At 60.1% G+C, this 12,894-nt stretch carries 11 protein-coding genes and 1 pseudogene; 3 read left to right on the forward strand and 9 right to left on the reverse strand.

The window, feature by feature from the left end; all coding sequences use genetic code 11:
- Positions 1–30 precede the first annotated feature (30 nt).
- The 4 genes from KCX59_RS09910 to KCX59_RS09925 all read right to left on the reverse strand — a co-directional run bounded on the left by KCX59_RS09910 (position 31) and on the right by KCX59_RS09925 (position 3,787).
- On the reverse strand, positions 31–735 hold the full coding sequence (locus KCX59_RS09910; RefSeq protein ID WP_179018306.1) for a GntR family transcriptional regulator: 705 nt from the start codon (positions 733–735) through the stop codon (positions 31–33).
- Positions 736–815: 80 nt separating this feature from the next.
- Complete coding sequence (locus KCX59_RS09915; protein WP_256871529.1) at positions 816–2,222, reverse strand: NAD(P)/FAD-dependent oxidoreductase; 1,407 nt, start codon at positions 2,220–2,222, stop codon at positions 816–818.
- Between the two features lie 35 nt (positions 2,223–2,257).
- Positions 2,258–2,992, reverse strand: a complete 735-nt coding sequence (locus tag KCX59_RS09920) for an SDR family NAD(P)-dependent oxidoreductase (RefSeq protein ID WP_179018305.1) — start codon at positions 2,990–2,992, stop codon at positions 2,258–2,260.
- 276 nt (positions 2,993–3,268) lie between these two features.
- On the reverse strand, positions 3,269–3,787 hold the full coding sequence (locus KCX59_RS09925) for a RidA family protein (protein ID WP_179018304.1): 519 nt from the start codon (positions 3,785–3,787) through the stop codon (positions 3,269–3,271).
- Positions 3,788–4,147: 360 nt separating this feature from the next.
- On the opposite strand from KCX59_RS09925, the gene KCX59_RS09930 reads away from it, so the two are divergent.
- Positions 4,148–5,173, forward strand: a complete 1,026-nt coding sequence (locus KCX59_RS09930) for a threonine ammonia-lyase (protein WP_144648879.1) — start codon at positions 4,148–4,150, stop codon at positions 5,171–5,173.
- 81 nt (positions 5,174–5,254) lie between these two features.
- The gene (locus tag KCX59_RS09935) at positions 5,255–6,007 is read left to right on the forward strand and encodes a FadR/GntR family transcriptional regulator (protein ID WP_179018303.1); all 753 of its coding nucleotides are present in this window, start codon (positions 5,255–5,257) and stop codon (positions 6,005–6,007) included.
- 230 nt (positions 6,008–6,237) lie between these two features.
- Here KCX59_RS09935 and KCX59_RS09940 read toward each other — a convergent pair whose 3' ends face one another.
- From KCX59_RS09940 to KCX59_RS09950, 3 genes and pseudogenes are all read right to left on the reverse strand, one after another.
- Positions 6,238–6,375: a hypothetical protein gene (locus KCX59_RS09940; protein WP_179018302.1), complete on the reverse strand. Its 138-nt coding sequence runs from the start codon at positions 6,373–6,375 to the stop codon at positions 6,238–6,240.
- 618 nt (positions 6,376–6,993) lie between these two features.
- Positions 6,994–9,134 (reverse strand): annotated as a pseudogene (locus KCX59_RS09945) (amylo-alpha-1,6-glucosidase).
- Positions 9,135–9,231: 97 nt separating this feature from the next.
- The gene (locus KCX59_RS09950; RefSeq protein ID WP_179018301.1) at positions 9,232–9,477 is read right to left on the reverse strand and encodes a hypothetical protein; all 246 of its coding nucleotides are present in this window, start codon (positions 9,475–9,477) and stop codon (positions 9,232–9,234) included.
- A 104-nt stretch (positions 9,478–9,581) separates the two neighbouring features.
- On the opposite strand from KCX59_RS09950, the gene KCX59_RS09955 reads away from it, so the two are divergent.
- Positions 9,582–9,935, forward strand: a complete 354-nt coding sequence (locus KCX59_RS09955) for a cupin domain-containing protein (protein ID WP_179018300.1) — start codon at positions 9,582–9,584, stop codon at positions 9,933–9,935.
- Between the two features lie 767 nt (positions 9,936–10,702).
- Here the strand turns inward: KCX59_RS09955 and KCX59_RS09960 are convergent.
- Together KCX59_RS09960 and KCX59_RS09965 are read right to left on the reverse strand one after the other, a co-directional pair.
- Positions 10,703–11,395 carry a GntR family transcriptional regulator gene (locus KCX59_RS09960; protein ID WP_179018298.1) on the reverse strand — a complete coding sequence of 231 codons (693 nt, stop codon included), beginning with the start codon at positions 11,393–11,395 and terminating at the stop codon, positions 10,703–10,705.
- Between the two features lie 38 nt (positions 11,396–11,433).
- A complete protein-coding gene (locus KCX59_RS09965) occupies positions 11,434–12,888 on the reverse strand; it encodes an NAD-dependent succinate-semialdehyde dehydrogenase (protein ID WP_179018297.1) in 1,455 nt (484 codons plus the stop codon).
- Between the last annotated feature and the right edge of the window lie 6 nt (positions 12,889–12,894).

Below are 12,894 nucleotides of genomic sequence, written 5' to 3' on the forward strand. Positions count from 1 at the left end.
AAGACGTTTGGAGGTGCAGCCAACTGCGTTTCACGATGTCCGGTCCAAGGGGCTGTCTTGCCTTGCTTGGGCAGCAATGAGGTGCTCGGCTGCCTTTTGGATGTGTCGTCTGATGGATGCGAGAAGGCCTTCCCTGTCACCTGCTTCCAGCAGATCAAGGATGTTTTGATGTTCTTCCACCAAGACTTCCATTTTGGGGTAGGAGACTTCCAGGTTCAGGATGCACATCCGTGATTCAGTTGCCAGCGACGTGTAGATGCGGTCCAGACGGGAATTCCCCGCCGCGGCAACGAAAGATGAGTGGAACTGCATGTCCAGACCGGCGATGGCTTCCCAGTTGGAATCGGCCGCATGCTTTGCCATACCGCCTACAATCTTCTTTAGAATTTCGATGGCGTGCAGGACGCGTCCCGGGCCACGATCCAAGAGGATGCAGGCCGCGGCGGACTCAATAGTTTCCCGGGCCGAGTAGATTTCCCTAAGGTCCTCCGGTTCAATCTTCAGGACAAATACCCCGTAGTTGCGCCGATAGATAAGGATCCCTTCCTGGCACAGACGTTGAAGTGCTTCCCGGAGGGGACCCCTGGACGTGTTGAGCTGGCTCGCCACGAGGGATTCATTGATCTGTTGTCCAGGTCGGATGGTTCCTCGGACGATTTGTTCGCGCAGGTGGTCCGCAATCAGCTGCGCCGTCGGTCTCCCTTCCAGCGCAAACCGTCTTTTCGTTGCGGCCATTGATAGCCTCCTCGTTTCAGCGAATGCGTACTGCCTTTGGTTTAACAGCATTGCCGGGATGAACCGTTGGGCGCGGACCGCTATTCGTGGAGTCCGGCGAGCCTGCTGCCGAATTTGGCCAGAAGGGAGGTCTCTGTGGAATCCCTGCGCTCTTCCCACCGGTCTGCGAAGCCAAAGAGACTGTACATGCTGTGGACTCCCAGCCAGCGAAGGGGCTCGGGCTCCCACTTCGGTGCGCGATATCCCACCCAGGGAAGTGAGGTTCGTTCCGTCGTCCTGTCAAAGGCCAGTTCGGCCAGCGTCCTAGCGCCCAGATAGGCCGCTGTCACGCCGTGTCCTGCGTAGCCTGTCGAGGACCCTATTCCGGATGCTGAGTCCCATTGCACACCGCCGTTCCAGTCGCGGGTGACACCCAGGACTCCGGACCAGGCATGGTCCACTTCGAAGTTGATGCCTGGGAAGAAGGCGCCAAGCTTGGTGGTCAGCAGGTCAATTGTGGATTGGGCAGTTGCGCCTGCGCCCCCTGTGCCGGAGCCGTAGCGGTACGGCCGGCCCCTGCCGCCGATGGCGATCCGGCCATCAGCCGTTCGCTGTGAATAGATGAAGGTGTGCGCGGAGTCGTTGAGGTTCTGCGGCCCGTTCCAGCCAATCTGATGCCACGCCTCGTCTGGCAACGGCTTGGTCACGATCATCGAAGAATTGATCGGAATGAGACTCCTGCTCCCGAGCAGCTGTCCGGAGTACCCTTCGGTGCAAACGAACGTTTTGGCGGCCGTGACCCGACCGCCGTCCAGAGTTAGACTGTGGCCGTCTATGGCTCCTATCCGGCTGCCCTCGTAGATGCTCACTCCCATGCGGGTAATGGTGTCAGCGAGTCCGTAGACGAGTTTCGCTGGATGAATCCGCGCGCAATGTTTGTAGAACATTCCGCCGTGGACTGTGGAGATGTTGACTTCCTTCTGGAATTCTTCACGGGTGAGCAGGTAGACGTCCTCGTCGGTCAATCCGTACTTGCGCTCGGCGTCCCGCCTGGCAGCCAATCGGCCGAGCCCGGCCTTGGTGTGGGCGGCTATCAGCGCACCGCTCTTAATCTGATCCGCATCAATGCCTTCGGCGTGAAGGATTTCCATGACGGCATCGACAGCGGCTATAAACTCTTGCTGCAGTGCACGGCTCGCCTCAATGCCGCCTTCGGACGCGCGGGCGAACTTGGCACGGTTACCGGCTGGCATTGCGGAGAGCCAACCGCCGTTCCGGCCGGACGCGCCGTAGCCGATCTGTTCCGCTTCAAAAACCGCGACCGAGAGTGAGGGCTCGAGCTTCTTGGCGAAGTACGCTGCCCAGAGTCCCGTGTAGCCGCCGCCGATAATGGCCAGGTCTACTGAGCCGTCCCCGGTGAAACGGGGGTATGAGGGCCTCTTGTCCGCGAGTCCGGCCATCCAAAAGCCGAGCTCTCCGTTCCGGGGTGCTGCTGCAAGGGCTGTCATTGTTGTCCTTATTGTTTGTTGAAGCGTTGAGGTGTTCAGGCAGCGGTGTATCCGCCGTCGACGGGCAAGACCGCCCCGGTGATGTAAGAGGACTCCGATGACGCCATGAAGACAACGGCGTTTGCTACCTCTTCGGGTGTGGCGAGACGATGAAGTGGAATCTGCCCCTCGCGCTGCCGACGGTAGGCCTCAGGGTCTTCCCTGCGCTGGAAGGACTCTTCAATGATCGGGGTGGCGGTCAGTCCCGGGGCGACGACGTTCACACGGATATTCCGCTCAGCCCACTCGATCGCCGCACCCTTGGCAAGCATGATCAGCCCGCCCTTAGCCGCGGAATACAGGACTTCCTCGGGCTTCCCCACCATGCCGAGCCGTGAACTGATCAGGACGAACGAACCACCGGAGGCGGGCATCAGCGGTGCGAAGTGCTTCATCACCAGGAACGAGCTCAAGAGGTTGCTGTGAAGCGTGTTCTTCGCGTCCTCATAGGACATCTCCGTCAGCGGACCGCTGACCTGCAAGCCATGGTTGAGCACGACGACGTCAACGGTGCCGTAGGTCTCGGCGGCCTCCCGCGCGAGGCTTTCTACGAAAACTTCGTTATTAAGGTCTCCAGGGACATAGAGGTCCCCGGGTTGCGCACCATCGATCTGTTCCCTGCGACCGGTGAGCAGAAGGCGTGCCCCTTCGCGTCGGAATTGGGAACACACCGCTTGTCCGATTCCGCTATTGGCACCTGTGACCAAGGCCGTTACTTTATCGAGTCTCATGTCTGATTCTCCTAGTTGGGGTTCTCAAGTTGGGCAGACTCAGGGGAGTCGTACCCGATGTGGTTAGCCGCAGGCTTCGACGGGTCCCGCGTTCCGAGGTGGTACCTGTGCAAGACCCCGGGTGAAAAAGCGATGAAGATGACATCAAAGCCGGCCGAGGCGAACACTTCCGCACCGCCAGATTGCCTGCAGTGATTCCTATGCCCCCTTCCTTGATCTCGGGTCCGAGTTGACGCACTTTCTGGCGAACAAAGTTTTCTAAGGCCTGTTGAAGCCTTATCCAGACTCGGGAGAGCAGGTTGGGCCCTGAGAAGCGGCCGCGCAGATCATCTGGATCTCGACAGGGGTGTTCAAAGGCAGTCCAGCGACTCCGATGGCGGTGCGGGAGTGCCGTCCATTCTCGCCCAGCACCTCGATGAGCAATTCGCTCGCCCCTTCCGCGACCTTGGACTGTAGACCGAAGTCCGGCAGGCTGGCCACGAACACCAACATTTGAACCACCCGGACCTTGTCAAGGTCCCCTACTGCCTGGACAGCGGCAGCGAGGCAATTCAGCGCGGCATGACGGGCCAACTCTTTGCCTACTTCCAGGTCCACGTCGCGGCCAACAATGCCTTGACCCAGCAGCTTGCCGTCCCTGAAGGGCAGTTGGCCCGAAATGTGTATGCTTTCCCCGACCGTGTAGTGGTCCACGTAGTAGGCATTGGCAGCCACTAGGGGTAGCTCCAGTCCGAGGTTAGCCAACCTTTCCACGGCAGTGTCACCCTTGACCGTTTGCGGTAATGGAGGGCTCATGCTGTAACCACCTCTCTATGAATCATGATTGAAAGTCCTGCTCCAGCTTGGTGTAGCCGTAAGCCCTTCGGCACGAAGTCAATCGTCCGAGCACTCCTCCAGTGCAGTTGAACGAGATCGTTGGCTGGGGTTGTTAAGACATGAACCTAAAGACCCTCTCTGGCCAGCCCGTTCAGTCGTCTTCAAGAAGACAAGTCCAAGATGATATGTATGATTGTTGACAATCTTCAATCAGCGTACCCTTATCCCAAAAGCTCCGCAAGACTGCTCAGTGCTCGAATCTGCTAGTTGTTTTCCTATCTTGAATAGTCAACAATCATACGTATTAGGTATTGCGAGCTAGCAGAGGGTGAGTAGGACATGAGCAACTTTGAGTCTCAAGGCGGCGTTCAAGCCCAGACCGCTAAGGTGCCGGGGGCGGAATGGCCTGAGACGCTTATCAGCGTGCAGGACCTCAATCAAGCTCGACAGCGTATAAGCGGAGCATGTCTGCGCACCCCGGTCCTTTCGGTGCCAAATCCGTCCACCGGGGATGCCCTGTGGGTGAAAGCCGAGGCATTGCAGCGAACGGGTTCCTTCAAGCTTCGCGGCGTCGCCAACGCCATTGCAGCACTTGACTCCAGCGAGTCAACCAAGGGCGTCATTACCTACTCCGCCGGAAACCATGGGCGCGCGCTGGCATTTGCTGCACGGCGCGCGGGGATTCCCGCAACCGTGGTCATGCCCGAGACAGCCTCGATGCTCAAAGTCCGCCAGACCAAGTCCGAGGGTGCAACCGTCCTACTTCTGCCCCCCGACGAGATAGTGACTCACACGGAGCATCTTTCTGCAGAACGTGGGATGACCTTTATCCCTCCCTTTGACGACGCGCAGGTGATTGCCGGCCAAGGAACAATCGGACTGGAACTACTGGAGCAGGTCGAAGGTTTGGATGTAGTCCTAGTTCCCGTCGGAGGTGGCGGACTTGCCGCCGGCGTAGCAACGGCAATAAAAAAGCACCGCCCCAGCGCGAAGGTCATCGTCGTAGAGCCAGAGCTGGCGGGAGATCTCGCAGAGAGCTTTGCTGTGGGCCGACGAGTGGCCTGGACCAGGGAACAGACGCGGCGGACAATCGCTGACGGACTGCGCTCTCCAATGGTCGGCGATCTGCCCTGGGAACACATCAAATTCCTCGTCGATGATGTGGTCACCGTGTCCGATGACTCCATCGTGTCTGCCATGCGCTGGCTGGCAGAGCACGCCAAAATAATCGTCGAACCAAGCGGCGCAGTCGCGACCGCCGCCGTTCTCCAGCACTCTCAGAAACTCCCAGCCGGGACCACCGTTACGGTGGCGACCGGAGGCAACATCGACTTAGAGACGTTCGTTTCGATAGTGGGCACCTGATACGCCACTACGGTGACCATTAGGCTTATGATCGACCACCCCAGGCGGGCGGACCGCACAAGAACACGTGAAGAGGTACATATGAAGCTCAGTGATCAGATCGTGGATCACTTGCAGCGTGCCATCGTGCGCGGCGACTACGCTGCGGACAGTCGGCTCCCAACAGAAGCGGAGCTGTGCGAGAGTCTGGGAGTTTCCCGGTCCGTTGTCCGCGACGCACTGCGCACTCTCTCATCCCTGGGGCTCATCGCAGTTCGCCAAGGTCATGGCATTTTTGTGACCAGCCCAGACGATAATCAGCTGCTCCGTGCCCTCGCACTGCGACTACACAGATCAGATCTGAAAATGGGCGAGGTCATGGAAGCCCGGCGCGTGATTGAGGGGGCCATCACCGCGGAAGCCGCCCACATAGGAACACCCGACGATTTCGCGAGGATTCGTGGCTTCTTCGAGCAATTTCGAACAGCGGTTAAGAACTCCCAGTGGAAAGATGCGCACATCGCACATTCGAACTTCCACCTGGCCATCGTCAAAGCCCTCCGCCTGCCGGTCCTGGAACTCATCCTGCCCCCACTCCAAGGGCTGATCCTCGGCAGTTCACTGCCTCCCGAGACCGACAAAACCGACATGTGGGATGTGGAGGCACACGAACCAATCGTGACCGCCCTCGAATCCGGTGACGCCGACCTTGCCCGAGCTGCGATGCGCACACATTTCGACTACATCGACACACCGGAATATGCCGATTACAAGACCCTGCTCTTCCGGGACGCTGCAACCCTGCCCAGCTTCGGTCCCCAACCGGGCCCGCTCACTAGAACCGTCTCGAACTAGTACCACAGTCGCGTGTATTGGCACGTTTGTCGTTTACGGTACTGGTGTTCGCATGTCGGTGTTGGATGTTTTCGGCGCCACTGTGAGCGGTGCAGGACGGATCCGGGGTCTGGGGGATGCTTGCTCAGGCAAAGTGGTACGACGCCGGAGCTTGGGGCAAGAGAGTGTTCCGAGGCCCTTCCAGTCCGATTGCGGGCACCTTCCTTGCCCTTGACTGCGGTGAGGAATTCTTAGGCGAGCATCGAGAAGGTGTTAGGCCGGAAGTGGCCCGTATATTGGCGGACCTGATAGTCGTCCATCCCTGCCTCGCCTGCCGAAGTCTGGAAGGTTTCCTCGATGGCCCAGCGGCTCTCGGCGAAACAGGCCATCTGGTTAGGGTGACGCGGGCGCGTGGCAGATGAAACAGGCGAGTTAGTCTCTCTTGGCCAGCGAACGGCGGACCAGATCCACTGCTCCGCACCCTCGTCCTCGACACAGTTGATTCGCGCTCTGGCCCAGGCGTGGTCTTGCACGCCTGGATCCCTCGCCGCCCGACCGGGTCCGCCGCTCTCCATGCGAGGTCTGCCCCGGCAGAATCGGCGCGTTATTGGTACCCAGGCAAATAGTGCAGCCCTAAGGTGCACGCCTCGCGCAAACACGTATTCCAACCGAAAGACTATCGTCAATTGTTGACAATTGCTAGAATGGGAGCACTTCCGAAGCCAGCGGGTTCGGGCCCGCGTAGACGAAAGGTTTGCCATGAAGAAGCGGCCAGTGTGTGGAATGCTCGGGACACGAAGCGAGACATCGCGAACAGGGCACTATTGCCCTGTATCGGGTTGGTGGACCGCCGCTGGAAGCAACGCAATGCCCAGGCTGATAGTCAAAGGTGAAATCATGCCGGCAGTGGGTGGGACAGCTGTCCTGTGGATCCTCAAGCCCGCCCCGGCACCTGGGCGCTCCGGCGCGCTCTGACCCCGGTTTCCTAGAGCAGTTCAAGCCCGTCCTCAATACTTGTGTGATGCCTGCTCCACCAGCTCAGCCAGCCATGGGCGGTGTCCTTGGTGGAACACCATGCCGTCGGGCAGCCCCCGTACTTCGGGCATGGAGCCGGTGATGTCGATCCTCATTCGTCCTCCGGCCATGGGCGCGTTGGTGATGTGCAGATCGCCGAAGGAAGGTGGGAGGTGCGGGTCCAGCCAGAACCCGCCGCGGGAGACGTGGGCGTCGTAGCGCATGAGGCTCGTGATCAGTTGGATGGGAGTGGTGGCGGCCCAGGCCTGTGGCGAGCAGGCAGTCGGGTATGGAACTGGTTCGCCGTACTTGTCCCGGCCGAAGCCGCAGAAGAGTTCAGGGAGCCGCCCTCCTGAATAGTCGGCTGCCTCGAAGAGCGCAGTGGCGATTCGTTGTGCTTCTTCGATGAATCCGTAACGCATTAACCCGGCTGCGATGACTGCGTTATCGTGCGGCCATACTGAGCCGTTGTGGTAGCTGGCAGGATTGTAGGCACCCATGTCCGTCGCCAGGGTCCGAACGCCCCACCCGCTGAACATCTCTGGCGACATGAGCCGTTCAACAACTTTGGGGGCCTTGTCATCATCCACAAGGCCCACCCAAAGGCAGTGCCCCATGTTGGACGCACATGCGTCCACCTGGCGCTTCTTGCCATCCAGTGCAACGGCGTAGTAACCACGGTCGGGCATCCAGAACTGCTCGTTGAACTTGGCTTTCAGGTCGGCGGCGCGCTGGGCGAGATCGGCAGCCAATGGCGAGTCACCGGCGTCGTACGCCATCCAAGCCCGCGCCATGTAGGCGTCGTAAACGTAAGCCTGGACTTCACAGAGCGCAATGGGGGTCTCAGCCAGGGATCCGTCCGCAAAGTTGATGCCGTCCCATGAGTCCTTCCACCCTTGGTTGATCAACCCTTCGGGATTCAGGCGCTGGTACTCCACAAATCCGTCCCCGTCCCTGTCTCCGTAATCGCGGATCCATTCGAGGGCCCTGTCGGCGTGGGGCAGGAGTTCGGCAATGGTCTCTTTGGCGAACCCCCAACGGCTGACCGATCCCAGCACCACGACGAACAAAGGAGTTGCATCGATGCTCCCGTAATACGTGGATTTTCCACCAAGGGCCAGGTTGCTGGAAACGTCCAGCCTGACCTCGTGGAGGATCTTTCCGGGTTCTTCCTCCGTGACCGGATCAACCCGGGTTCCTTGACGTTCGGCCAATGTCTTCAGTGTGCCCAACGCGAGGGAGGGATCAACGGGCATTGCCATCTCCGAGGCCCACAGGGAGTCCCGGCCGAAGAGGGTCATGAACCAAGGCGCCCCGGCTGCTACCACTACTCGTTCCGGGTGGGCCGGGTCTTCAATGCGCAGGGCGCCCAAATCGTCATAGCTGCGCCGAAGCGTCCGCTCGATGCCGTGGTTTCCCATGCGAAGGATGGGGATTCTCGCTACCCATTCCTGCCTGCGCCGGTCGCTGGGAGACAGGCCGCCCTGGTCCGGCGAGGTTCCCCGGGCCTGTTGCTGTCCTCCGGCCTTACCTCCAAGTTGGCGCTCCAGTACCCTCGTGGTGGAATAGTGACGGTGACGTGCAAGCCTTCCGGCGCGGCCGCGGCGGCGTCTGAGCTCACGACGACGGACTTCCGGACTTGCTGCCACTCGGCGCTGATGCTGAGTCCTGTTGCTTGAACATGCCGGCTCCCGGACCACTGCCTCTGAACGCGCGCTTCCTTGACTTCAAAGACATCAGCGAAGTCGGCGGAGGCCTCCACCATCACCCGGCATTCCACAGGCTCGGTCGAGTGGTTGTGCACCGTGATGTGCTCCGCGATGCCAAAACCGAGCTCGCGGATGCGCTCCACCACGAGGGGACTGTCGGCGTAGCCTTCTGCGCGGGTGACCCGGGCAGCGAAGACCGCCCGGTGAGGCTCTGGGACCTGCGCTGTGAGCGGCTCAAGTCGCTGCCCATTGACGGTGAGACGCCATTCGGAGAGGACGCGGGTGTCTTGAAAGAAGAGGCCGTGCGGATGATCAGCCTGGATGTCGCCATTGGGTAAGGAGATGCAGAAAGACGTACCTTCCACCAAGGTGACGGTTCCCGGCCCAAGCGGTCCCGCTGCAGTGTCAGCGTTCCATCCCGCCATTGGTCTTACCTCCCGGGGCGTGCCGCAAACATCAGGGAGATGTACGCGGTGGGGTGCGGTATCTCATCCAGACGCTACTCCTGCGCGAATCCCTCCGCTAGGGCCGGAAGGGACCTGGCACGGGGGCCAGGTCAAGCTCAAAATCATCATCAATGTGGAACAAGCGCCGATCCCCAAGCCGGTCCACAACCCAAATAGTGGATCCGTCCTCGGTGCGGTCATCCACAGTGCCTCGAAGATGAACAAAGCCGTGCATGCGGAGCAGTACGTTATCGCCCGGTTCCAGCGAGGTCCAAAGCGCGGTTCGCCGGCTTCGGGCGCTGGGAGAATCAAAAAGAGTCATGTTCAAGGCTATCGTCAATTGTTGACAATAGCTAGAATGGGATAGTGCCTTTCCAACGACGGCGGGGCACGGTTTATCGGGGCAAAGCGCCCGGAAGGAGCGGCATGGTCAAGGCCACTGTCATGAGCAACGCAAACACCGTCAACCCGGGAGAACACACTCCCAAACCCACCTCGATTACGCCCGGACAGACCGAAGTCTCGCTGCGGCTTTGGGCTCGCGACGGCCTCAAGACAGGAATCTGGGAGGCCACTCCAGGTGTATCAACCAGCACCCGGCCTGGCTATGACGAGATTTGCCAGATTCTGAGTGGCACGGCCACCATCACCGAGGAAGATGGCACGAGTTTCGAAGTGGGTCCAGGGTCGCTGTTCGTAACGCCGGCCGGCTGGACCGGTACCTGGACCATCCACGAGACTCTTCGCAAGATGTGGGTGGTCGCGGATCTTCCCGCCTAACTGCGCCAATCACAACGGCCCGGCTCCGAAAAGGAGCCGGGCCGTTGTGTCTGTATCCGTGGGTTCTGGCGCTGGAGGGGATCATCAGTGGCGGAGGCCTATCTCAAAGTCGTGAAAGCCTTCTCCATACCTTCCAGGAGCCGATCGGCGTCATTGCTGGAACGGCATCGGCGGGCGGAGTTTCAGGACGTTCCCCTGGGCGCCGCACGCGGAGATGAGGATCCGATCCCGTCGCAGGGAATTCACAATTTCCGTTGCTGCTTTTCGGTTAGGTGAGGTCAAAACCCGGCTGCACGTCGTCCGCGATGTACAAGCCGCCCACCGCTTGGATTCCCTCGAATGCCGGTCGGAGGAAGCCGGTTGGGCGAGCGAAAACGCAATGACAGTGCACACCTGCTCGCTCATGTGATCCTCCAGGGAGACTGTGTCGGATGAGTATCGCAGGACATCCGGCGCATTAATGACCCGGACGCTTGGGCTCAGCGGAAGCGCGACACCCAATGATGGCGAAAATGACGGCACCTCCACGATTAGCCCGTGGTACGCGCCGGCGGTGACGATAATGCCCTGGTTGCCGGTCACGTATTTGGCCACCCGCATGGCCAAATCGTTGGCTTCGGATCCCGTGCAGGTGAACAGTTCTACAGTTCCAAAGTGAACGCTAAGGGGCTGACGAAAAAGGGGCCTCTGCCCGGTCGATACCAGGCAGAGGCCCTTCCAAGGCTCAGTTTGGCCGCTCACACCTCAGTGTTCCGCGGTGGGAGTTGCTAAGCCGTAATTTCCGTGATCTCGGGCTTTGAGGTGAGGTCCTCTACAGCTTTCTGCATGTGCCGTTTGATGGCCTTTTGCAGGCCCTGGCGATCCGCGGCCTCCAAATGGTCAAGTATCAGCTGGTGTTCCTGGACGAGCACATCTATCCGGGGGTAGGCAACCTCAAGGCTGAGGATGCACATCCGCGTCTCCGCTGCGAGCGTCTGGTAGATCCTGATGAGCCGCGTGTTCCCCGTGCCGGAGACAAAGGCTGTGTGGAATTCCATGTCCAGCCGTGCCAGTGCCTGCCAGTCGGAAGCGGCTACCTGCTTGGCCATGTTCTTGATGATGCCTTTGAGCACACGGCAGGTGTCGGAAATTTTGTCTTGTCCCGCGTCCAGGAGCGTATTGGCGGCAGCCAGCTCAACAGCCTCCCTCACCGCATAGATTTCGCGTACGTCGTCTTCGGAAAGTTCGGCAACGAACACCCCGCGGTTCCGTTTGCTGACCAGAATTCCTTCCTGGCACAACCGCTGCAAAGCCTCCCGAAGAGGGCCCCTGGAAGTGCTGAGCTGGATGGCCAGCGCAGATTCATTGACCTGTTGTCCAGGGCTGAACGCTCCCAGGACTATGAGCTCCCTTAATTGATCGGCGATCAACTGTGCAGTAGGCCGGCCCTCCAATACGAACATCGTCTCCGGTGCCGCCATGACATCCCCTCATCTCGTTAGTTAACACACTGAATCTACTAGACCGCTATGGCCGTGTATTTGTACTCCAGGAATTCATCGATTCCGATCTTCCCGCCTTCGCGACCGAGTCCGGACTGCTTGACACCGCCGAAGGGAGCTGCAGGGTTGGAGACAAGCCCGGTGTTGATTCCCACCATGCCGACTTCCAGTTCGGTGGAGAACCTCAAGGCTTTGTCCATACTTTCGGTGAAGACGTAGCCCACCAAACCCCACTCCGTGTCATTGGCCTGCTGCAGGACTTCTTCTTCACTGTCGAAGGCCGTGATCGCCGCGACGGGGCCGAAGATTTCGGTGCTCATCAGCTCCGCGGCGGTGGGAACGTCCACCAACACCGTGGGGGAGTAGAAATACCCTGGTCCCTCCGGGCGGCCGCCGCCGGTAAGTACGCGTGCGCCCTTGGACACTGCGTCATCGACGAGGCTTTGGACTTTGTCCAATCCTTTTTGCTCAATGAGCGGTCCGACATCAGTCCCTTCCTGGGCTCCGTTTCCGACGCGCAGTTCAGACATTTTCTTGGCGAACTTTTCGCTGAACTCGGTCAGGACGGAGCGGTGGACGAAGAACCGGTTTGCGGCGGTGCACGCCTCACCCATGTTCCGCATCTTGGCTTTCATGGCCCCGTCCACAGCCTTCTCGATGTCAGCATCGGCCAGGACAATGAAAGGTGCGTTTCCACCCAGTTCCATGGAGGAGCGCATCACGTTGTCTGCTGCCTGGCGCAGCAGGACCTTACCCACTTCCGTGGAGCCGGTGAAGCTGATCTTCCGGGCAATTCCGCTGTCCGTCCAGGTCCTGACCACGGCGGAAGCGGACGATGTGGTGACCACGTTGAGGACGCCGTCGGGTAATCCGGCCTCCTTGAAGAGTTCCACCAGGGCCAGGGAAGTCAGGGGCGTCAGTTCTGCCGGTTTGAAGACCATGGTGCAGCCGGCCGCGACCGCCGGGGCGATCTTGCGGGCCCCCATCGCCAGCGGGAAGTTCCATGGCGTGACCAGGACAGAAGGTCCAACGGGTTCTTTCGTGACCAGGATCCGGGTGTTGCCGTCCACCGAACCGGTAGCGTCGCCGCCGACGCGTACTGCTTCTTCGGAGAACCACCGCAGCATGTCGGCGCCGTAGGCCACCTCGCCGCGGGCTTCGGCCAGGGGTTTGCCCATTTCAGCGGTCATGATCGCCGCGAGCTTGTCGGTGTTTGCGATGACCAGTTCGAAGGCCCGGCGCAGGATGTCAGCCCGCGCGCGCGGCGTGGACTTGGCCCAACCTTCCTGCGCGCGTCCGGCCGCTTCAATAGCACGGACGGCGTCTTCAGGGCCACCGTCGGCGACGTGCGCTATGACCTCGTTGGTGGCAGGGTTCTCCACCGCAAACGTGGCCCCGGACGTGGCCTTGTGCCACGTCCCGTCAATGAACAAGTCTGTCCGCAAGTTGCTGGGATCAAAGGAGGGATTCATGCCTTT

It is taken from the genome of Paenarthrobacter nitroguajacolicus (assembly GCF_051027655.1).
Classification (GTDB): Bacteria; Actinomycetota; Actinomycetes; order Actinomycetales; family Micrococcaceae; genus Arthrobacter; species Arthrobacter nitroguajacolicus.